The following is a 19,957-nucleotide window of genomic DNA, read 5'->3' as shown; positions in this document are numbered from 1 at the left end:
GTACGTCAGCCCTTGGCGCCGGCCTGGGCCAGGTCCATGGCCAGGCGGCGCAGGGCCTGCCAGCCGTCGCGTGGCCAGCCCTCGAAGGCCAGGCCCTTGACGATGCCGTCCACCGCGTGGGCCGATTGCAGCAGGCGCGCGGCCTGGGCGTCGGTGATGCGCGGCAGCAGGCGCTCGAACAAACGCTCCTTGACGCCCCAGACGCGCTGGGCGCGCAGGGCCATGGGCAGGGGCTGACCTGCGGCCATGGCGTCCTTGACGCGGCAGATGGAGCGGATGTCCTCGGCCAGGGTCCAATGCACCAGCACCTCGGCCGTGCCCTCGGCCTGCAGGCCGTCGAGCATGCGCGAGACGCGCGCCAACTGGCCGGACAGCACGGCCTCGGACAGCTTGAACACGTCGTAGCGCGCCACATTGAGCACTGCCTGCTCCACCTGCGCCTGGCTCAGCTCGCCGGCGGGGTGCAGCAGGGCCAGTTTCTGGATCTCCTGGTGTGCGGCCAGCAGGTTGCCCTCGACGCGGTCGGCAAAGAACTGCAGCGTGCGCTGGCCTTCCTCGCCGGGTGCCACGCGCTGGCCCTGGGCTGCCAGGCGCTGGGCAATCCAGGCCGGCAGCTGGCCGCGCTCTATGGGATCGATCTGCAGCGTCATGCCCTGGGCTTCCAGCGCGCTGAACCAGGCGCCGGTCCTGGTGGCCTTGTCCAGGCGCGGCAGCATGACCAGGGTGAGCGTGCTGTCATTGCCGCGCGCCGCCTCGGCGATCTGCTGCAGCGCGGCGCCGCCGTCCTTGCCGGGCTTGCCCGAGGGAATGCGGATCTCGATGATCTGCCGATCGGCAAACAGCGACAGCGAGCCACCGGCCGCCAGCACGGCGCTCCAGTCGAAATGGGCGCCGGCCACGGTGTAGCTGCTGCGCTCGGTGTAGCCCGCGGCGCGCGCGGCGGCACGGATGGCGTCGGCAGCCTCCTGCTGCTGCAGCGGCTCGTCGCCGTGCAGCACGTAGAGCGAGCGCAATCCCTTGGCCAGATGGCCGCCGAGCTGGTTCAGGGCAAGCTGCATGGGGCTCAGGTCAGGCTCTTGACGGCCGACAGGCGGCGCAGCAACTGCTGGACGATGTCGGTACGCATGTCCTTGTAGAGCATGGCCTCCTCGGCCTCCTTGGACAGCGCATTGGTTTCGTTGTACGTCACGTCGCGCTGCTGCAGGATCTCGGTCTCGGGGATCGGCTCGTCTCCATTGGGCGTGCGCAGCTTGAAGCGCACGCGCAGGCGCAGCTGCAACTCGCGCACCTGGCCCAGCGCGTTCATGCCGACGATGACCCGCTCCTGCCGCTCGCTGATGATCTGGAAGATCGCATCCGCATCGTCGGGCGATGCCGGATCGCGCAGCACGGTCAGCTTGTCGCTGGCACTGGCCAGGTTGCGCGACAGCTCCCGCGCCACCGGAGAGCCCCGGCCCGCCTGGATGTAGAGCGAGCGGAACACGAAGGTCGGCACCCCCCGCAGGCGAAAGCCGCAGGCCCCCAGCAGCGGAGCCAGGGCCAGGGCGGTGAGCAGGGTACGTTTTTGCATATCAGTTCTCCAAGGCGCTTGCGCCACTCACAGCCCTTGCAACGGTCGCGCCCAAAGCGAGGGACACCGAGCAAGGGCCGCCCCGCAGCGAGGGTGTCGTCCCCCCGCGAAGCGAGAGGGGGAAGGCGCGCAGCGCCTCAGGGGGCATGCCATGGCCTAGACCACGACGTTGACCAGGCGGCCCGGCACCACGATCACCTTCTTGGGCGCCGCGCCATTGGTGAACTTCTGGCATTCCTCGTTGGCCAGGGCAATGCGCTCGATCTCGGCCTTGTCGGCCGTCGAGGACACGAGGATGGCCCCGCGCAGCTTGCCATTGACCTGCAGCACCAGAGAGATCTCGTCCTGCACCAGGGCCAGGGGATCGACCTGGGGCCAGGGCGCGTCCAGCACATCGCCCAGGTGGGCGGCGTAGCCCAGTTCGCTCCACAGCACATGGGCCAGGTGGGGCGTTGCCGGGTAGAGCACGCGCAGCAGGATGCCGAAGCCTTCGATCAGCGCCACCTGGGCGCCCGCGTCGTCGTGGGACTTGAAGTCCTCCAGCGCGTTGATCATCTTCATGGCGCCCGAGACCACGGTGTTGTACTGCATGCGCTGGTAGTCGTACTCCACCTGCTTGAGCACGGTGTGGATCTCCAGGCGCAGCGCCTTGGCGGCCTTGCCGAATGCCACGTCGTCCAGCGACTTGGCGCCGGCCATGTCCATCTGCGACAGTTTGGCGCCGAAGTTGTAGACGCGGCGCAGGAAGCGGTAGCTGCCTTCGACGGCGGCATCGTTCCACTCCAGCGTCAGCTCGGGCGGCGCGGTGAACATGGTGTACAGGCGCGCGGTGTCGGCGCCGTACTTCTCGATCAGCTCCTGCGGATCGATGCCGTTGTTCTTGGACTTGGACATGGTGCCCACGCCCTCGTAGTCGATGTCCGTGCCCACGGGCAGCAGGCCGTCGGCGCTGTCCACCTCGGCCTTGAGCCTGGCGCCCACGATCTTGCCGGTCTCGTCGAACACATGCTCGACATCCTTGGGCCAGAAGTACTCCTTGGCACCCTTGGCCGTGCGGCGGCTGTAGATGTGGTTGAGCACCATGCCCTGGGTCAGCAGCTTGGTGAAGGGCTCATCGACCTTGACCAGGCCCAGGTCGCGCATGACCTTGGTCCAGAAGCGCGCGTACAGCAGGTGCAGGATGGCGTGCTCGATGCCGCCGATGTACTGGTCCATGCCGCTGCCGCCGGTGGCGGCATGCTGGTCCCGCATCCAGTAGTCCGTGCCCTTGCCCACCATCTGCTCGCTGTTCCTGGCGTCGCAATAGCGCATGAAGTACCAGGACGAGTCCACGAAGGTGTCCATGGTGTCGGTCTCGCGGCGCGCGCTCTTGCCGCAGCAGGGGCAGACCACGCCGGCGTGGAAGGCTTCGCTCTTGACCAGGGGGTTGCCCGAGCCATCGGGCACCAGGTCCTGGGGCAGGACCACGGGCAGGTCCTTGGCAGGCACGGGCTGGGCGCCGCAGTCCTCGCAGTGGATGATGGGAATCGGCGTGCCCCAGTAGCGCTGGCGGCTCACGCCCCAGTCGCGCAGGCGCCAGGTGGTTTTCTTCTCGCCAAGGCCCTTGGCGGCCAGCAGTTCGGCCACCTTGTCCACGGCAGCCCCATGGGGCAGGCCGTCGAGTTCGCCGGATTCGATGCAGACAGCGCGCTGCTTGTCGCCGTACCAGTCGGCCCATGCCTCGGTGCTGAAGGTCTCGCCTTCGACCGCGATGACCTGGCGGATGGCGATGCCGTACTTCTTCGCAAAGGCGAAGTCGCGCTCGTCATGCGCGGGCACGCCCATGACGGCGCCGTCGCCGTAGCTCATGAGCACGTAGTTGCCGACCCAGACCTCGACCTGGGCACCCGTCAGCGGATGGGTGACGAACAGGCCCGTGGGCAGGCCTTCCTTTTCCTTGAGCGCGAGTTCGGCCTCGGTGGTGCCGCCCTTCTTGCATTCTTCGATGAAGGCCGCGAGCTTGGGCTGCGATGCCGCGGCATGCTGGGCCAGCGGGTGCTCGGGCGCCACGGCGCAGAAGGTCACGCCCATGATGGTGTCGGCGCGCGTGGTGAACACATACAGGCGCCCGTCCTGGATGGGCTGGCCGTCGGCGCCACGGATGTCGTGGGTGAAGGCGAAGCGCACGCCCGCGCTCTTGCCGATCCAGTTTTCCTGCATCAGGCGCACTTTTTCAGGCCAGCCGGTCAGCGTGGCCTTGTCGCCGCCCACCTGGACATGGTCCAGCAGCTCCTGGGCGTAGTCGGTGATCTTCAGGTAGTAGCCGGGGATTTCGCGCTTTTCGACCGGCGCGCCCGTGCGCCAGCCGCGGCCGTCGATGACCTGCTCGTTGGCCAGCACGGTCTGGTCCACCGGGTCCCAGTTCACGATCTGGGTCTTGCGGTAGGCAATGCCCTTTTCCAGCATCTGCAGGAACAGCCACTGGTTCCACTTGTAGTAGTCGGGATCGCAGGTGGCCACTTCGCGGCTCCAGTCGATGGCCAGACCCATCGCCTGCATCTGCTTTTTCATGTAGGCGATGTTGTCGTAGGTCCACTGCGCAGGCGGCACCTTGTTCTTGAGCGCCGCGTTCTCGGCCGGCAGGCCGAAGGCATCCCAGCCCATGGGCATGAGGACGTTGTAGCCCTTCATGCGCAGCTGGCGCGCCAGCATGTCGTTGATGGTGTAGTTGCGCACATGGCCCATGTGCAGCTTGCCGCTGGGGTAGGGCAGCATGGAGCAGGCGTAGAACTTGGGCTTGGCCTGGTCTTCGGTCACGCGGTAGGCGTCGCGGGCGGACCAGTGGTCTTGCGCTGCGCGCTCAACGTCGATGTGGTTGTATTTCTCTTGCATGGTGCTGCGGCCCCAAGGGCCGGACAAGGTGGCCGGACGAGCCGGATGGCCGGAATCAACCGACGATTTTAGGGCCCCGGCCCGCCGGTGCCGCAAGCAGCCCACAAGCCCGCAGGCGGTACTGCGCCATCGGCACCCGGTTGCCCGGCCGCCGCGCGGGGAAAAGCCGCGCTGCGTATGCTTGGCACCCTCTGTGGCAGTGCGCCGCAGACGTTCCGCCATCGCCAGCCCGGACTTGCGCAGGAACGGATACGGACATCCCGGGCATGCCGCCATCGCGCGGCAGGTTTTTCCGCGCCCTGGAGTTTTCTCTTGCTGAACTGGTCTTTGATTTCCGGCTGGGATCCCGTCATGCAGGCCCTGGCTGCGCTGTGCGCGCTGGTGCTGCTGGCCCGCTCCGCGGGTTTTGTCGTGCAATGGCTGCTGTTGCGCGTGCTGCCGCGCATGCGCAGCACGCTGGTGGAGATGGAGTGGGCCCAGGTGCTGCTGCACGACAGCGTGCTGCAGCGGCTGGCCAAGGCCGTGCCTTCGCTGGTCATGCAGTCCGGCGTGCAGGCCATACCGCAGCTGCAGCCGCAGTGGGCCACCCTGATCCTGAACCTGGCCATCGCCTGCACCATCTACCACGTGGCCCGCGTGATCAGCGCCCTGCTCAATGCCATGAACGAGGCGCACGACCTCAAGGAAGAGCGCAAGGCCACGCAGGCGCACTCGATCAAGAGCTATGTGCAGCTGGGCAAGCTGCTGGTGTTCCTGATCGCCATCGTGCTCATCGTCGCCACCCTGGTGGACCGCTCGCCGCTGCTGCTGCTGTCCGGCCTGGGCGCGGCCTCGGCCGTGCTGATGCTGATCTTCAAGGACACCATCATGTCCTTCGTGGCCGGCGTGCAGCTGGGCTCCAACGACATGCTGCGCGTGGGCGACTGGATCGAGATGCCCCAGGTCGGCGCCGACGGCTTCGTGATCGACATCGCGCTGCACACGGTCAAGGTGCAGAACTGGGACAAGACCATCACCACCATTCCGACCTGGCGGCTGATGAGCGACAGCTACAAGAACTGGCGCGGCATGTTCGAGTCGGGCGGGCGCCGCATCCGCCGCTCGCTGCACATAGACGCCCACACCATCCGCCTGCTGACGGCAGAGCAGCGGCAGAAATTGTCATTGCTCGAGCCCCTCAAGGACTATTGGAGCAGTGATGGCGGCCTGCGCATGGCCGATGCGCCGGCGGGCAGCGAGATGGCAGCGCAGCATCTGAGCAATCTGGCCGCGTTCAAGGCCTATGCATACGCCTACCTGCTGCGCCATCCGCACATCCACAAGACACCGAACATGTTCCTGCTGGTGCGCACCATGGAGCCTTCTCCCATGGGGGTGCCGCTGGAGCTGTTTTGCTACACCAGCACCACGGTCTGGGTGGAGTACGAGGCCATACAGGGCGCGATCTTCGATCACCTGATCGGCATGCTGCCGCTGTTCGGGCTCAGTCTGTACCAGCGCTCCTCGGACCATGGCCAGCATCTGCGGCTGGCGGGCAACGAGCGGTGGCCCGAAGGACAGGATTAGGTTCGCGGGCGCAGGCCCGGCGGCGCTTGAGCGCCTGATGACTTCAGCGCCCGGCGCCGGTGGGCCCCAGGACGGCTGCGGGTTTTCCATCCTGGTTTCGCGCCGGCTCGGCCACGAAGCCTATGCGCGTCAGCCCTGCCGCGTGGGCCCAGCCCATGAGTTCGGCCACGCGGCCATAGGGCACGGCCTGGTCGGCACGCAGTTGCAGTTCTGCCTGGGGGTTGCGCGCGCCGAGCTGAGCGAGGCGCTCACGCAGCGCATCCGCCGTGGCGGGCTGGCCCTGCATCCAGAGCGCGCCCTTCGCATCGACCTCCAGCAGCAGCGCATCGTCCTCGCCCGCGGCGGCCATGGGCTGGGTGCCCTGGGCCTGGGGCAATTGCACGCGCAGCGAGGCGGCCAGCATGGGTGCCGCGAGGATGAAGATGACGACGAGCACCAGCATCACATCCACCAGCGGGGTGACGTTGATGGCGTGCATGGGCTGGGAGGAGCTTTCCTTGCCGCTCAGTCGTCCAAAGGCCATGTGCGATCCTGGCGAGCCGCCCCGTCAGGGCGCTTCCATGGGGCCGGCAGGCAGGCCGGCGACGGCCATGCCGTCATCGTGCGGCGCCTGCTCGGCCGGCTGGGTGCCGAACATGGCCTGCAGGTCATGGGCAAAGCCTTCCAGCAAGGCCTCCATCTGGGCCGCAGCCCGGCCCAGCAGGTTGTAGGCCAGCACGGCCGGCAGGGCCACGGCCAGTCCGGCCGCCGTCATCACCAGGGCCTCGCCCACCGGGCCGGCCAGTTGTTCGATGCCGATCTGCCCGCTGCCCGCCAGCGTGGCCAGCGCGTGGTGAATGCCCCAGACGGTGCCCAGCAGGCCGACAAAGGGCGCCGTGGCGCCCACCGTGGCCAACAGGGTCTGGCCCCATTGCAGCTGGTGGCTGGCCGATTGCAGCGCCTGGCGAAGCCCCCGCGTCAGGCGGACGGAATGCGCCGCGCGTCCCGCAAGCGCCAGGCCGCTGCCCATGGGCGCCAGCGCCTGTGTCACGGCCTCGGCCATGGGTGCCACCAGTTGCTGGCGATCCCCCTCGCCCATGCGGGCCTGGCCCGAGGCCAGGTCCGGCGCGCTCCAGAAGGCCGCAATGGCCTGGGGAACGCGGCGCCGGCTGGCGGCCATGAACCAGACCTTCCAGACGATGACCACCCAGCTGGCCACCGACAGCGCCAGCAGCAGCAGCGCCGTGCCGCGCGCGACGGCATCGCCTTGCTGCCACCAGAGCCAGAGTGGACCGCTCATGGTCTTACCTTGCCCGTGCTGCGAGCCTCGTCACAGGCCCAATACGGCGTACATGTCGTACTGGCCGCTGGTCTTGTCCGCCAGGAAGCGCGCGGCACGCAGGCTGCCCTGGGCATAGCCGGCACGGCTGCTGGACTTGTGCGAGATCTCGATGCGCTCGCCCGTGCCCGCAAACAGCACCGTGTGGTCGCCGATGATGTCGCCACCGCGCACGGTGGCAAAGCCGATGGTGTTGTCCTCGCGCGCACCGGTGTGGCCGAAGCGCTCGTAGACGGCGCGGTCGGCCAGCTTCGTGCCCTGGGCTTCGGCGATGACCTCGCCCATCTTGAGTGCGGTGCCCGAAGGCGCATCCACCTTGTGGCGGTGGTGGGCCTCGACGATCTCGATGTCGTAGCCGCTGGACAGGGCCTTGGCCGCCATCTCCAGCAGCTTGAAGGTCACGTTCACGCCCACGCTCATGTTGGGCGACAGCACCACGGCCGTGCGCTGGGCGTACTCGGCGATGCGGGCCTTTTGCTCGTCGCTGAAGCCCGTGGTGCCGATGACCAGCCTGACGCCCAGTTCGGCGCAGATGGCCAGGTGCTCCAACGTGCCCTCGGGGCGCGTGAAGTCGATCAGGCAGTCGGCCTTGGAAAGCGCGGCGCGCACATCGCTTTCGATGACGATGCCGCTGGCCAGGCCCAGGAAGGCCGAGGGATCGGTGCCCAGCGCAGGGCTGTCGGGACGGTCCAGCGCGGCGGTCAGCGCAAGGTCATCGCTTTGCGCGATGGCCTCGATCAGCATGCGGCCCATGCGGCCGGAGGCGCCGGCCACGGCCACGCGCAGGCGCTGGTTATTGCTGGAGGAAGTGGCGGTCGTGGCGTTCATGTCGGGAAAGAGATGCAAAGGCTCAATGCGTGGAAAGTGGACTGCCCGGGCGCACGGCAGGCACCGCGGCAGCCGCCATCCACGGAAAAACGCCCGCATGCCTTGCGGCGCGCGGGCGGCGATATCAGCGGGCGCCGGGCTCCAGTGGCGGATAGCTGGCCGCCGCGGGCGGCGGCTCGGCGGCCACGGGCTCTTCGACCGGCTTGGCAGCGGGGAACTTGGACAGTTGCTCCTCGCTGGCTTCCAGCTGAGGAATCTTGCCCAGCTTCTTCTTGGAGCCCAGGCTGGCGACGAATTCGGCCTCGGTGGGCATCTCGTCGCCTTCGGAGCGGGCGAACAGGTCGCCGTTGAAGAAGACGGTCAGCTTGCGCACCTGGGAATCGACGCCGGGACGCTTGATGGTGAACACATATTCCCAGCGGTCGGCGTGGAATACGCTGGTGACCAGCGGCGTGCCGAGGATGTCACGCACCTGCTGGCGGCTCATGCCGGGCTGCAGGGCCTCGACCTGTTCGCGGGAGACGAAGTTGCCTTGGACGACCTCGACCTTGTAGGGAGTGACGACATTGGCGACTCGGTGCGCGGCGCCATCGAGGCTGCTGCAGCCTGCCAGCGCCACCCCGATCAACAGCATCAGGGCCGCACTGGCGCGGCAACGGGCTTGAACATGCATTGGTATCAGCATAGGGATATGATCGTGGATCATTGTAGCGGCTGGTCCCCGGGGCTTGCGATCATGCGACGCCCCTGGCACCAGGGCCATTTTGTTCGCCGTCCCGCACCTGCCGTGGTGGCAGCCCAGCGGGCAGTCTCTGCCAAAGACCCAGACATGAAGAACATCGACGAACTCAAGAGTACCGGCCTGAAGGCCACGCTGCCCCGCCTGAAGATCCTGGAGATCTTCCAGACGGGTGCGCAACGCCACATGACGGCCGAAGACGTGTTCCGCGTGCTGCTGGACGAGCGTTCGGACATCGGCCTGGCCACGGTCTACCGCGTGCTCACGCAGTTCGAGCAGGCAGGCATCCTCATCCGCAGCAATTTCGAGAGCGGCAAGGCCGTCTACGAGCTCAATGAAGGCCAGCACCACGACCACTTTGTCTGCACCAGCTGCGGCAAGGTCGAGGAGTTCTACGATCCCGATATCGAAAAGCGCCAGAACCTGATCGCCAAGGCCAAGGGCTGGGTGATCCAGGACCATTCGATGGCCCTGTACGGACAGTGCGCTGAATGCGCGAGCCGGCCCAGCAAATAAGGCCGGGTCCCTCAGAAAAAGCGGAGTGTGAAGCACTCCGCTTTTTTTTGCCTTTTACTTTTTGCTACCGGCGCTTTACAGGGCGAAGCACATGGGTGGAGGATGCTGGCGTCCAATGGATGCCCCCTACCCACCGAGACACCATGCGCCGCACTTCGCCGTTCGCCATCGCTCTCACTTTCTCCGCCATCGTCCTGGCCACAGGCTGTGCGCCCTTGCAGGCCCCGCCGTCGTCCGCAGCGGCCGCGCTGCAGGGAGTGGCCGAGGCACCGCTCACCGCCGCGCAGCGCCAGCAATGGCTGGACCGCGTCACCTGGGGCGCCACCGACAGCGAGGATGCGCAGCTGCAGCGCCTGGGCCTCAAGGCCTGGCTGGCACGGCAACTGCAGCCGGGGCCTCAGCCGCTGCCTGCGCAGGCGCAGCAGCGCATTGATGGGCTGGGCATCAGCCAGCGCCCCATGGACCAGGTGCTGCTGGAGCTGGGCGACCAGCGCAAGGCCGTGCAGGAAGCCGCATCGGCCGATGAAAAGGCCGCGCGGCAGCAGGCCTACCAGCGCACGCTGAACCAGCTGGGCAGCGATGCCCAGAAGCGCTTCGTGATCCGCGCGCTGTACTCGCCGGCACAGCTGCAAGAGCAGATGACCTGGTTCTGGATGAACCATTTCAGCGTCAGCCTGCGCAAGGCCGATATCCGCGCCTGGGTGGGCGACTACGAGGAGCAGGCCATACGCCCGCATGCGCTGGGCAGTTTCCGCAGCCTGCTGGAGGCCTCGCTGCGCCACCCGGCCATGCTGCGCTACCTGGACAACGCCAGCAATGCGGCGGGCCGCATCAACGAAAACTACGCGCGCGAGCTGCTGGAGCTGCACACCATGGGCGTGGGCAGCGGCTACACCCAGGCCGACGTGCAGGAGATGGCGCGCATCCTGACAGGCGTGGGCATCAATCTGCAGCCGGCCGGCACGCCGCCGCCGCGCATGCGCGGCGGGCGCCAGGGCGACTACCTGCGCTCGGGATTCTTCGAGTTCAATCCCAACCGGCACGACTACGGAGCCAAGACCTTCCTGGGCCAGCCCCTGAACGCACGCGGCATGGCCGAGGTCCAGGAGGCGCTGGACCGCATCGTCGCCGCGCCGGCCACGGCGCAGTTCATCGCGCACAAGCTGGCGGTGTTCTTCATTGCCGACGATCCGCCGCCGGCCCTGGTGCAGCGCACGGCACAGGCCTTCACGCGCAGCCGGGGCGACATCGCAGCCACCGTGGCGGCGCTGCTGACCGATCCGGAGGCCGCGCGCTTTGGCCGCAAGTTCCGCGATCCGCTGCACTACGTGCTGGCCGCCACGCGGCTGTCGGTGGACCAGCGCGTGGCGGCCGACGTGGCGCCCGTGCTGGGCTGGATCAACCGGCTGGGCCAGAACCTCTACGCGCATGAGACGCCGGACGGCTATCCGCAGATGCAGTCCGACTGGGCCAGTTCGGGCCAGATGGCGGCACGCTTCGAGGTGGCGCGCCAGATCGCCACGCGCAGCGCCGTGCTGTTTCGCGCCGACCCCAAGGAGGCGCTGGAGAAGCCGCCCTACCCCATGCTGTCGGAACGGGCCAGCGTGCGCCAGCGCCTGCCCCAGTGGAGCCAGGCCACGCAGGCGGCACTGGCCCAGGCCCGCAATCCGGCGGACTGGAATACCTACTTCCTGTCCGCACCCGAGATGATGTTCCGCTGAACCCCGGAGACTTTCCATGCAGCGACGCCACTTCCTGACCATGGCATCGGCCCTGCCCTTTGCCGCCCACCTGGGCCGGCTGCAGGCGGCCGCCCTCCAGCCAGCCACGCCGCGCCTGCTGCTGGTGTTTCTGCGCGGTGCCTATGACTGCAACAGTCTGCTGGTGCCCACGCACAGCGACTTCTACTACGAGGCCCGTCCCAGCATTGCCATCCCCCGTCCCGGCGAGGCCGGCGGCGCGCTGGCGCTGGATGGCCGCTGGGGCCTGCACCCGATGCTGGAGGACAGCATCCATCCGCTGTTCCAGGCCGGCCAGGCCTGCTTCGTGCCCTTTGCAGGCACGCACGACCTGTCGCGCAGCCATTTCGAGACACAGGACTCCATCGAACTGGGCCAGGGCCTGGACGGGCGCCGCAGCTACCAGTCGGGCTTTCTGAACCGGCTGGCCCAGGTGCTGGGGCAGGACGGGCGGGGCCCGGTGTCGCCCATGTCGTTCACGCCCCAGTTGCCACTGCTGCTGCGTGGCAGCCTGCCGTCCGCCAACATGGCCCTGGCGTCCGTGGGCAAGGGCGGGCTGGACGATAGACGCAGCCAGGCCATTGCCGCCATGTACGCAGGCACTGCCCTGGCCACGGCCGTGCAGGAGGGCTTTGCCGTGCGCGATGCAGTGCAGCGCAGCGTGCAGGAAGAGATGGACCAGGCCGGGCGCGACGCCATCAGCGCGCGGGGCTTTGCGCTGGTGGCACAGCGCATGGCGGCCCTGATGCGCGATCGCTTCGACCTGGGCTTTGTGGATGTGGGCGGCTGGGACACGCATGTGGCCCAGGGCGGCGCCACAGGCGCGCTGGCCGGACGGCTGGACGAGCTGGGCCGGGGCCTGGCCGGTTTTGCCCAGGAGATAGGTCCCGAGGCCTGGCGCCATACGGTGGTGGTGGTGATCAGCGAATTCGGCCGCACCTTCCGCGAGAACGGCAACAAGGGCACGGACCACGGCCACGGCACGACCTACTGGCTGCTGGGCGGCGGGCTGTCCGCGCGCGCGGGCGGTCGCATCGTGGGAGAGCAGGTCGAGGTCAACCAGAAAAACCTGTTCCAGAACCGCGACCATCCCGTGCTCAACGAGTACCGCGCCGTGCTGGGCGGCCTGTTCCAGCGCATGTATGGATTGAGCCCGGCCCAGCTGCAGCGTGTCTTCGAAGGCGCGACGCCTCGCGACCTGCAACTCGTCTGACTACGGCAGCGCCTGCGGCGGCACTGGCACGCCGGACAGCTTGTCGGGATTGCGCAGCGTGTAGATGCGGCGGATCAGGCCGTCTTCGACCAGCAGCGTCTGCACGGATTCCAGCTCGCCGTCGATGCAGCGCAGCAGGCCCGGCAGGCCGTTGATGCGCGCCAGGTGCAGGGTCTGGCGCTGGCCGTTGCGCCGCATGCGGCGCGTGGTGGCGAAGTACAGCAGGGCCAGGCGCCGGCCGGTCTCCAGCACGCGGCCGAACGAGGGCACCTTGCCGCCGCCGTCGCTGATGAGTTCGGCATCGGGCGCGAACAGCGCCTGGATCTGCGCAAAGTCCCCACCCTGCACGGCCTGCGCAAAGCGCTGCAGCAGCGCGGCATGGGCCTCGGGCGGCGCCGCAAAGCGCGGGCGGCCGGCCTGCACATGGCTGCGGGCGCGGTGCACGAGTTGGCGGCAGGCGGCCTCGCTGCGGCCCAGGGCCTGGGCCACCTCGGCATAGTCGGCATCGAAGACCTCGCGCAGCAAAAAGGCGGCGCGCTCGTCGGGCGTGAGCTGCTCGAGCACGAACATCAGCGCAGTGGACACGTCGTGGGCACGCTCCAGCAGGTCTTCGGCCGAGGGTGCGGACTCCTCGGCCCAGGGCTGGACCAGGGGCTCGGGCAGCCAGAAGCCCTGGTAGTGCTCGCGCTCGGCGCGCAGGCGGCGCAGCCGGTCTATGGCCAGGCGCGTGGTCACGGAGACCAGCCAGGCCTCGGGCTGCTCTATGCCGGCGCGCTCGGCGCCATGCCAGCGCAGCCAGGCCTCCTGGACCAGGTCCTCGGCATCGGCGCGCTGGCCGAGCATGCGGTAGGCCAGGCCGAACAGGCGCGGGCGGTGGCGCTCGAACAGGGCCAGGGGATCGTCGGTGGCGGAGGAGGTCTGCATGCCATCAAGACGCGGGAGCGTGGCGTTGTGTGACAGACAGGGCCGGCATGGTGCTCGGTGCCTTGGTGACTCAGTGGGGCTGCGGAGCCTGCAGCACGCTGGGATCGGTGTGGATCAGCTCCAGCGGGTAGCGGCGGCCGGCCAGGTAGTCCTCTATGCTTTGCATCACCAGCGGACTGCGGTGCTGGGCGGTGCAGGCCTTGAGTTCGTCCAGCGTCATCCAGACCGTGCGGATGATGCCGTCGTCCAGCGGCTGGCCGGCCCGGAAGTCACCCAGCTCGCCCGTGAAGGCAAAGCGCAGATAGGTGATGTCGGAGCCGGTGCGCGTGCGCACGAAGCGGTTCAGGTAGACGCCGACCAGGGCCGTGGGCACGAAGTCGTGCGCCGTCTCCTCATCGACCTCGCGCACACAGGCGGTGATGGGCGACTCGGCAGGGTCGAGATGGCCGGCGGGGGTGTTGTAGCGCACGCCATCGGCCGTGTCTTCTTCCACCAGCAGAAAACGGCCATCGCGCTCAATGATGGCCGCCACAGTGACATTGGGTTTCCAGCGATCGGGCATGGCGCGCATTATGACCAGAGGCGGCCGGCCCGTCCCCGGCCAAAAACCCCATCACCGCGCCTTGCAGACCACCACGCGACACGGCGCCCTGTAGCACCCTGTAGCGCCCCGTAGCACCGCCCTACAGCGGCCGGGCCATGTACAGCGCACCGTCGCCGTAGCTCACCAGGCGCTGCTGCTGCAGCGGGTCGGTCAACGCCTGCACGGCATAGCCATGGCGCTCCCAGTAGCCGCGCGAGCCCTGCACCGACACCAGGGCCGTGTGGCGCAGGCCCTCGGCGCGCGCCCGCTCCCACAGCGGAGCCAGCAGCGCACGGGCCAGGCCCTGGCCTGCGGCCTCGGGGTGCACGGCCATGTCGTGCAGGTAGAGGGTGTCGGCCTGCTCGACGGCCTCGAAGTCACCGTGCAGCGGCGTGATCTTGGCCATGAGGCTGCGGTAGGCCGCGAGATAGGCGCGCACACGGCCGCCCTGCTCCAGTGCCAGCGAGCAATGGGCCGTGCCGGCCAGGCGCCGCGCAAAGACCTCGCCGCTCTCGGCATAGTCCTCGCCATAGCAGGCCCGCTGGATGTCCAGCAGACCGGGCAGGTCGGCGGCGGTCAGTGCGCGGACATGGAAGCGGTCAGCGGCAGGCAAGGAAGAGGATGGAGAAGGCGAACAAGACATGGGCAGGACAGGCAGGTGCCGGAGACAGGCCGCCCAGGGTAAGCGATTGCCCAAGCCCCGGCGCACCCTGCCGGAATCGGTTCCCCGTCAATCCTTCCAGCGCTCGCGTATGTCTTCCAGCTGCGGGCGCAGGCCGATGAACAGCGGCACCAGGCGCGGGTCGAAGTGGGCGCCGGCCTGCTGCTCTATGTGATCCATGGCGTCGTCTACCGTCCACGCGTGCTTGTAGGGGCGTTCCGTGGTGAGGGCATCGAACACGTCGGCCACGGCCACGATGCGCGAGGCCAGCGGGATGTCCTCGCCCGCCAGGCCCTGCGGATAGCCCGTGCCGTCCCATTTCTCGTGGTGGGTCAGCGCGATGCTGTAGGCCATCTGCAGCACCTGGGAATCGTGCTCGCCGATGATCTCGGCGCCGATCTGCGGATGGCGGCGCATGACCGTCCATTCCTCGGCCGTCAGCGGGCCGTTCTTGAGCAGGATGGCATCGGGGATGCCGATCTTGCCCACATCGTGCATGGGCGCGGCGTTGAGCAGGTCGTCCGCCCATTCGTCGGTGCAGCCGGCCGCCAGCGCCAACGTCTTTGCGTAGTGGCTCATGCGGATCACGTGCATGCCCGTCTCGTTGTCGCGGTACTCGGCCGCGCGGCCCAGGCGCTGCACGATCTGCAGCCGCGTGCTGCGCAGCTCGTCGAGCTTGACCAGCGACAGGTGGTTGCGCACCCGCGCCCGCACCACGGGCGCGCGCACGGGCTTGACGATGTAGTCCACCGCGCCCGAGGCAAAGCCCAGGGCCTCGTCCTGTCCGTCCGACAGGGCGGTGATGAAGATCACCGGGATGCGGGCCGTGTCGGCCTGCGCCTTGAGCTGGCGGCACACGGCGTAGCCGTCCAGCTCGGGCATCATGATGTCCAGCAGGATCAGGTCCGGCTGGTGCTGGGCCAGCTGCAGAGCCTTGCGCCCGTCCGTGGCGAACGAGAGCCGGTAATCCTCGCCCAGGATCTGGCGCAGCACATGCAGGTTGGTCGGGTCGTCATCGACCAGCAGCAGGCGCGGGCGCTTGTCCGTTGCCAATAGATTGGGCGCATTCATGCTCTGTCTCCATCGTTCGAGGGCAGTTGCTGCTGCAACTGCTGGGCGCATTCCTGCGCGCGCTCGAAGTCGAAATTATCCAGTGCCTGCTGCAGCGGCTGAAGCTGTTCGGCCGTCAGCATGCGCACGAGGGCCTGCATGGCCTGCCCGTCCAGCTCCCCGCTGTGCAAGGCGGCCACGATGCGCTCCAGCCAGGGCCGGGCATCGGCAGGCAGGGCGGGTGCGCCCGCCTGGGGCGCCGCATCGCCGTCGGCCTGCGCCCACGCATGGCCCTGCGCCTGGCCCGGCGCCTCGCCCGATGCCGCCCCCTGCGCCTCGGCCATCGGCATGGCGGCCGGGTGGCGCTGGCGCAGCTCGCGCGCTACGGCATCCAGCGCCTGGTGCAGCTGGTCGATGAGGGCGAGCAGCTGCGGCTGCCCGGCGCCCTCCTGCGCCAGGCCTTCCAGGCGCGATGCCAGCCGGTACACGGCCTGCAGGCCCAGGTTGCCGGCCGCGCCGCGCACGCGGTGCGCCAGGCCGATCAAGGCCTCGGGTCCGGGGCGCTGCAGGGCACGGCGCAGGCGGTCGGCCAGGTCCAGCTGTTCGTTGAGGAAACGCCGAATGGCGGCCACCAGCGGATCGACCCGGCCCCACAGCGCAATGCCCGAGGCCCAGTCCACCGTGACATCAGGCAGCCCCGGCTGGGCGCTGGCGGGCGCGGGCGGCCTGGCCTCCTTGAGCGCCACCTGCAGCGACAGCAGGCGTGCGATCTCGGCCTGCAGCCGCGCCATGTCCAGCGGCTTGGAGGCAAAGCCGTCCATGCCGGCGGCGGTGGCGTCGCTGCGGTCCTTCTCCAGCACGCTGGCCGACAGCGCGACGATGGGCACGGGCCGGCGCTGCAGCTGCCGCTCCCAGACACGGATGGCGCGCGCCGCCGCCAGGCCGTCCATGCCCGGCATCTGCAGGTCCATCAGCACCACGTCGAAAGGCGGCTCCTGCGCCTGCACGCAGCGCAGCGCCTCGGCACCGTCGTGGGCCAGCACCATCTGGTGGTTCTGGCTGGAGAAGTTGATCTGCAGCAGCTCCAGGTTCTCGGGCACATCGTCCACGGCCAGGATGTGCAGCGGCGGCAGGCTGCGGCTGGCCGCCCCGCGCTCGGACAGCGGGCTCTCGCCGACCGGCAGGGGCAGGCGCACCTCGAACACCGTGCCCACGCCCACCGTGCTGTGCAGCTGGATGCTGCCGCCCATGAGTTCGGCCAGCTGGCGCGAGATGGTCGTGCCCAGGCCCGTGCCGCCGAAACGCCGCGTGGTCGAGGCGTCGGCCTGGGCAAAGGGGTCGAAGATGCGGTGGATCTTCTCGGCCGCGATGCCTATGCCCGTGTCATGCACATCGAGCTGGAGCACGCCCTGCTCGTAGCGCACGCGCAGCAGCACATGGCCGCGTTCGGTGAACTTCACGGCATTGCCCAGCAGGTTCACCAGGATCTGCTGCACACGCATGCCGTCGCCGCGCAGCGCGGCCGGCGTGTGCGGGTCGTAGTCCAGGCGCAGGTCCAGGCCCTTGCGATCGGCCGTGATGCGCAGCGATGCCAGGATCTGCTGGCACAGCTCGCGCACCGAGAAGTCCTCTATCTCCAGCTCCACCGCGCCCTTGTCGAGCTTGGCCGTGTCCAGGATGTCGTTGAGCAGGCGCAGCATGGAGCGCGCCGCGTAGTGCACCGTGTCCAGGTAGCGCGCCTGCGTGGGCTGCAGCGCGGTTTCGCGCAACGCCTCGGTGAAGCCGATGATGGCGTTCATGGGCGTGCGGATCTCGTGGCTCATGTTGGCCAGGAAGGTGCTGCGCGCGGCGGCCGCGGCTTCGGCATGCTCCTTGGCCAGCACCAGCTCCTGGGCCAGCTTGCGCTGGGCGCTGATGTCGGTGAGCAGCTTGACGATCTTGTAGGGCCGGCCGTCGGCACCGCGTATGGGGTTGTAGGTGGCCTGCACCCAGATGCGCCGCCCCTCGTGCCCGCAGCGCAGGAACTCGCCGGCCTGGAACTCGCCCTCGGCCAGGCGGCGCCAGAACTGCACATGCTCGGGCGAATGCGCATAGCCGGGCTCGCAGAACATGCCGTGGTGGCGGCCCGCGACCTCGTCGAGCCGGTAGCCGAACAGGTCCAGGAAATTGCGGTTGGCGCGCAGCACATGGCCGCGCAGGTCGTACTCGATGGTGGCCAGCGACAGGTCGATGGCGCGCACCGTGCCCTCGAACTCGGCATTGCGCGCGCGCGCCGCCGTCTGGTCCATGATCACGCCGTCGATCCAGGTCAGTTCGTCCTGTTCGTTGAAGACGCCGCGCCCGGTCTCGGACACCCAGCGCGTGCTGCCGTCGCGGTGCAGCAGGCGGTAGTCGGCGTTGTAGGTCTGGCGCCGCGCCAGAGAATGCGCCACCGCAGCCTCCAGCCGGTCGCGGTCCTCGGCGTGGATGAGCCGGTCCCAGCCCGTGAGGCCATCGGTGAAATCCTGCTCGGTCCAGCCCGTCAACTCCTCGATGGAGCGGCTGAGCAGCAGCGGCGTCCATTTGCCGTCGTACAGGCAGCGGAACGTGGTGCCGGGCACGTTGTTGATCAGGGTGCGGTACTGCTCCTCGCTGCGGCGCAGCGACTGCAGCATCTGGCGGCGCTCGCGGATATCGGTCACAAAGCCCACGTACAGCGGATCGCCGGCAATCGCCACCCGGCCCACGGCCAGGCGCACGGCGATCTGCGTGCCGTCCTTGTGCATGGCGTTGATATCGCGGCTGGAGCCCAGCAGGCCCGCAAAGCCCGTGGCCAGATGCTTTTGCAGCGAGCCGCCATCGCCATCGCAGCCCGACGCGGGCATGAGCAGGCTGGCGCTGCGGCCCACCACCTCCTGCGCCGTCCAGCCCAGCAGCCGCTCGGCCGCACCGTTGAACGACACGATGCTGCCGCGCCCGTTGATCATCACGATGCCGTCCACTGCCGTCTCCACAACGGCGCGCAGGCGCGATTCGCTGCGCTGCACCTGGCGGTAGATCTGGCGGTAGCGCAGCGTCATGTTGACCGCGAACACCAGACCGAAGATCAGCACCACCATGCCGACGATGGAGAACACCAGCAGCGCATGCGTGGGCGACTCCACCTGCGCCAGCACATCGATCTCGGGCTTGAGGCGCAGTGCATACAGGCCCGCATAGTGCATGCAGGAAATGGCCAGGCCCATGACGATGCCGGCCACCAGCGTGGGCCACAGCCGGCCCGTGTTGCCCAGCCTGAAGCGCACCCACAGCGACAGCATGGCCATGCCTGCCGCCACGATCACCGACAGCAGCACGCCCCAGGGGTCGTAGAGCATCGAGGTCCAGGTCTGGGCCGCCGCCATGCCGATGTAGTGCATGGAGCCAATGCCCAGCCCCATGAGCACGCCGCCGCCCACCAGCGCCTGCGTGGACAGCTGCGGCCGCACCATCAGCGTCAGCGCCAGCCAGGACGCCAGCATGCTGGGCAGCATGGACAGCGTGGTGATCCAGGGGTCGTAGTCGCCAAAGGTGCAGGGCACGAAGGCCAGCATGCCGATGAAGTGCATGGCCCAGATGCCCGCGCCCAGGCAGAAGGCGCCCGTGAGCACGCCCACGCGGCGTATGCGCGGCGACGCGGCATCGCGCGCCAGCCCGGCAATCTGCATGGCCATCACCGACGTGGCCACGGCCACCAGCACCGACAGCGTCACCAGGCCCGGATGCAGCCACTGGAACCACTGCGGATGCGGCGCCCAGCCGAGCACGAAAATCTGGTCCCAGCTCATGGCGCGCCCCCCGCATGGCACAAGGCCGCAGCACGCAACCGCCGGCCATCGATAGTGTTTATAACTTTGATGATCATTTTCGATTGGCCATAACTATTTCGCACACCTAGCATGGAGTCTCATCCCGAGGAGAGCCCCATGAGCCGCATCCGCCAGACCCTTCACCACCACCGTCGCACGCTGTTGAAGACCGCCAGCTACTACGTCATCCATGTCACCGTGGCAGCGGCCGTGGCCTATGCCGTGACCCGCAATCTCTGGGCCGCGCTGACGCTCAGCCTGCTGGAGCCCACGGTGCAGGCCGTGGCCTTCTTCTTCCATGAAAAGCTGTGGGAGCGCGGCCTGCGCCGCCGTGCCGACGCGGGCGCCGGCACGGCGTCGCCTGCAGCAGCCACTGCGGCTGCGGCCTGAACCCGCCAGGAGCACGAACATGCCCACGCCCCTGCGGTCCTTCAGCGCGGACGCCTCATTCGGCAATTGGCTGACCGAAACCCTGGCAAGGATGGTCGATGGCGGCACGGGCTGAAACCCGGCCCTGCCGTGGCGGCAAGAGAGGTGGACATGGCGGCGCAT

At 68.5% G+C, this 19,957-nt stretch carries 17 protein-coding genes; 5 read left to right on the top strand and 12 right to left on the bottom strand.

What is annotated here, in order from left to right; translation table 11 throughout:
- Positions 1 to 5: 5 nt before the first annotated feature.
- The 3 genes from holA to leuS all read right to left on the bottom strand — a co-directional run bounded on the left by holA (position 6) and on the right by leuS (position 4,441).
- On the bottom strand, positions 6 to 1,058 hold the full coding sequence (gene holA / locus ACF8ME_RS11350; RefSeq protein ID WP_016447205.1) for a DNA polymerase III subunit delta: 1,053 nt from the start codon (positions 1,056 to 1,058) through the stop codon (positions 6 to 8).
- Positions 1,059 to 1,063: 5 nt separating this feature from the next.
- The gene (gene lptE / locus ACF8ME_RS11345) at positions 1,064 to 1,570 is read right to left on the bottom strand and encodes an LPS assembly lipoprotein LptE (protein WP_016447206.1); all 507 of its coding nucleotides are present in this window, start codon (positions 1,568 to 1,570) and stop codon (positions 1,064 to 1,066) included.
- Positions 1,571 to 1,726: 156 nt separating this feature from the next.
- A complete protein-coding gene (gene leuS / locus ACF8ME_RS11340) occupies positions 1,727 to 4,441 on the bottom strand; it encodes a leucine--tRNA ligase (RefSeq protein WP_392416440.1) in 2,715 nt (904 codons plus the stop codon).
- A 351-nt stretch (positions 4,442 to 4,792) separates the two neighbouring features.
- Between leuS and ACF8ME_RS11335 the strand changes: the two genes are divergently transcribed.
- Complete coding sequence (locus tag ACF8ME_RS11335) at positions 4,793 to 6,007, top strand: mechanosensitive ion channel family protein (protein ID WP_016447208.1); 1,215 nt, start codon at positions 4,793 to 4,795, stop codon at positions 6,005 to 6,007.
- Between the two features lie 43 nt (positions 6,008 to 6,050).
- On the opposite strand, the gene ACF8ME_RS11330 is transcribed toward ACF8ME_RS11335, so the two are convergent.
- The 4 genes from ACF8ME_RS11330 to ACF8ME_RS11315 form a co-directional block, all read right to left on the bottom strand.
- Complete coding sequence (locus tag ACF8ME_RS11330; RefSeq protein WP_016447209.1) at positions 6,051 to 6,530, bottom strand: biopolymer transporter ExbD; 480 nt, start codon at positions 6,528 to 6,530, stop codon at positions 6,051 to 6,053.
- 24 nt (positions 6,531 to 6,554) lie between these two features.
- Positions 6,555 to 7,286, bottom strand: coding sequence for a MotA/TolQ/ExbB proton channel family protein (locus tag ACF8ME_RS11325; RefSeq protein ID WP_016447210.1), 732 nt, complete (start codon positions 7,284 to 7,286; stop codon positions 6,555 to 6,557).
- 30 nt (positions 7,287 to 7,316) lie between these two features.
- Positions 7,317 to 8,153, bottom strand: coding sequence for a 4-hydroxy-tetrahydrodipicolinate reductase (gene dapB, locus ACF8ME_RS11320; protein WP_016454221.1), 837 nt, complete (start codon positions 8,151 to 8,153; stop codon positions 7,317 to 7,319).
- A 124-nt stretch (positions 8,154 to 8,277) separates the two neighbouring features.
- On the bottom strand, positions 8,278 to 8,826 hold the full coding sequence (locus ACF8ME_RS11315; RefSeq protein ID WP_016447212.1) for an outer membrane protein assembly factor BamE: 549 nt from the start codon (positions 8,824 to 8,826) through the stop codon (positions 8,278 to 8,280).
- A gap of 156 nt (positions 8,827 to 8,982) precedes the next feature.
- Between ACF8ME_RS11315 and fur the strand changes: the two genes are divergently transcribed.
- The 3 genes from fur (at position 8,983) to ACF8ME_RS11300 (ending at position 12,360) form a co-directional block, all read left to right on the top strand.
- Positions 8,983 to 9,408, top strand: coding sequence for a ferric iron uptake transcriptional regulator (gene fur, locus ACF8ME_RS11310; protein WP_013804774.1), 426 nt, complete (start codon positions 8,983 to 8,985; stop codon positions 9,406 to 9,408).
- 143 nt (positions 9,409 to 9,551) lie between these two features.
- Positions 9,552 to 11,129, top strand: a complete 1,578-nt coding sequence (locus ACF8ME_RS11305; RefSeq protein WP_209670358.1) for a DUF1800 family protein — start codon at positions 9,552 to 9,554, stop codon at positions 11,127 to 11,129.
- A gap of 16 nt (positions 11,130 to 11,145) precedes the next feature.
- Positions 11,146 to 12,360 carry a DUF1501 domain-containing protein gene (locus ACF8ME_RS11300; RefSeq protein ID WP_074921138.1) on the top strand — a complete coding sequence of 405 codons (1,215 nt, stop codon included), beginning with the start codon at positions 11,146 to 11,148 and terminating at the stop codon, positions 12,358 to 12,360.
- On the opposite strand, the gene sigJ is transcribed toward ACF8ME_RS11300, so the two are convergent.
- The 5 genes from sigJ to ACF8ME_RS11275 form a co-directional block, all read right to left on the bottom strand.
- The gene (gene sigJ, locus ACF8ME_RS11295; protein ID WP_016447215.1) at positions 12,361 to 13,284 is read right to left on the bottom strand and encodes an RNA polymerase sigma factor SigJ; all 924 of its coding nucleotides are present in this window, start codon (positions 13,282 to 13,284) and stop codon (positions 12,361 to 12,363) included.
- Positions 13,285 to 13,354: 70 nt separating this feature from the next.
- A complete protein-coding gene (locus tag ACF8ME_RS11290; RefSeq protein ID WP_017407282.1) occupies positions 13,355 to 13,855 on the bottom strand; it encodes an NUDIX hydrolase in 501 nt (166 codons plus the stop codon).
- A gap of 112 nt (positions 13,856 to 13,967) precedes the next feature.
- On the bottom strand, positions 13,968 to 14,510 hold the full coding sequence (locus tag ACF8ME_RS11285; protein ID WP_026062867.1) for a GNAT family N-acetyltransferase: 543 nt from the start codon (positions 14,508 to 14,510) through the stop codon (positions 13,968 to 13,970).
- An 87-nt stretch (positions 14,511 to 14,597) separates the two neighbouring features.
- The gene (locus ACF8ME_RS11280) at positions 14,598 to 15,599 is read right to left on the bottom strand and encodes an HD-GYP domain-containing protein (protein WP_016447218.1); all 1,002 of its coding nucleotides are present in this window, start codon (positions 15,597 to 15,599) and stop codon (positions 14,598 to 14,600) included.
- Positions 15,596 to 19,384: a PAS domain S-box protein gene (locus tag ACF8ME_RS11275; protein WP_392416432.1), complete on the bottom strand. Its 3,789-nt coding sequence runs from the start codon at positions 19,382 to 19,384 to the stop codon at positions 15,596 to 15,598. The genes ACF8ME_RS11280 and ACF8ME_RS11275 overlap by 4 nt, the downstream gene beginning before the upstream one ends.
- 138 nt (positions 19,385 to 19,522) lie before the next feature.
- Here ACF8ME_RS11275 and ACF8ME_RS11270 point away from each other — a divergent pair, with 138 nt between their 5' ends.
- Positions 19,523 to 19,795 (top strand): DUF2061 domain-containing protein, encoded by a 273-nt coding sequence (locus ACF8ME_RS11270; protein ID WP_392416430.1) that lies wholly within the window; start codon positions 19,523 to 19,525, stop codon positions 19,793 to 19,795.
- Positions 19,796 to 19,957 lie beyond the last annotated feature (162 nt).

Origin of the sequence: Delftia sp. WSY_7 (assembly GCF_043104845.1) — a bacterium.
In the GTDB taxonomy this organism is placed as follows: Bacteria; Pseudomonadota; Gammaproteobacteria; order Burkholderiales; family Burkholderiaceae_C; genus Comamonas; species Comamonas tsuruhatensis.
Note: the sequence above shows the minus strand (reverse complement) of the source record. Positions and strands in the feature narration are given on the sequence as shown.

Bases quoted from the DNA above. Each gene is read 5' to 3' on its own strand.
- holA (WP_016447205.1), bottom strand. From the start codon at position 1,058: ATGCAGCTTGCCCTGAACCAGCTCGGCGGCCATCTGGCCAAGGGATTG.
- lptE (WP_016447206.1), bottom strand. From the start codon at position 1,570: ATGCAAAAACGTACCCTGCTCACCGCCCTGGCCCTGGCTCCGCTGCTG.
- leuS (WP_392416440.1), bottom strand. From the start codon at position 4,441: ATGCAAGAGAAATACAACCACATCGACGTTGAGCGCGCAGCGCAAGAC.
- ACF8ME_RS11335 (WP_016447208.1), top strand. From the start codon at position 4,793: ATGCAGGCCCTGGCTGCGCTGTGCGCGCTGGTGCTGCTGGCCCGCTCC.
- ACF8ME_RS11330 (WP_016447209.1), bottom strand. From the start codon at position 6,530: ATGGCCTTTGGACGACTGAGCGGCAAGGAAAGCTCCTCCCAGCCCATG.
- ACF8ME_RS11325 (WP_016447210.1), bottom strand. From the start codon at position 7,286: ATGAGCGGTCCACTCTGGCTCTGGTGGCAGCAAGGCGATGCCGTCGCG.
- dapB (WP_016454221.1), bottom strand. From the start codon at position 8,153: ATGAACGCCACGACCGCCACTTCCTCCAGCAATAACCAGCGCCTGCGC.
- ACF8ME_RS11315 (WP_016447212.1), bottom strand. From the start codon at position 8,826: ATGCATGTTCAAGCCCGTTGCCGCGCCAGTGCGGCCCTGATGCTGTTG.
- fur (WP_013804774.1), top strand. From the start codon at position 8,983: ATGAAGAACATCGACGAACTCAAGAGTACCGGCCTGAAGGCCACGCTG.
- ACF8ME_RS11305 (WP_209670358.1), top strand. From the start codon at position 9,552: ATGCGCCGCACTTCGCCGTTCGCCATCGCTCTCACTTTCTCCGCCATC.
- ACF8ME_RS11300 (WP_074921138.1), top strand. From the start codon at position 11,146: ATGCAGCGACGCCACTTCCTGACCATGGCATCGGCCCTGCCCTTTGCC.
- sigJ (WP_016447215.1), bottom strand. From the start codon at position 13,284: ATGCAGACCTCCTCCGCCACCGACGATCCCCTGGCCCTGTTCGAGCGC.
- ACF8ME_RS11290 (WP_017407282.1), bottom strand. From the start codon at position 13,855: ATGCGCGCCATGCCCGATCGCTGGAAACCCAATGTCACTGTGGCGGCC.
- ACF8ME_RS11285 (WP_026062867.1), bottom strand. From the start codon at position 14,510: ATGTCTTGTTCGCCTTCTCCATCCTCTTCCTTGCCTGCCGCTGACCGC.
- ACF8ME_RS11280 (WP_016447218.1), bottom strand. From the start codon at position 15,599: ATGAATGCGCCCAATCTATTGGCAACGGACAAGCGCCCGCGCCTGCTG.
- ACF8ME_RS11275 (WP_392416432.1), bottom strand. From the start codon at position 19,384: ATGAGCTGGGACCAGATTTTCGTGCTCGGCTGGGCGCCGCATCCGCAG.
- ACF8ME_RS11270 (WP_392416430.1), top strand. From the start codon at position 19,523: ATGAGCCGCATCCGCCAGACCCTTCACCACCACCGTCGCACGCTGTTG.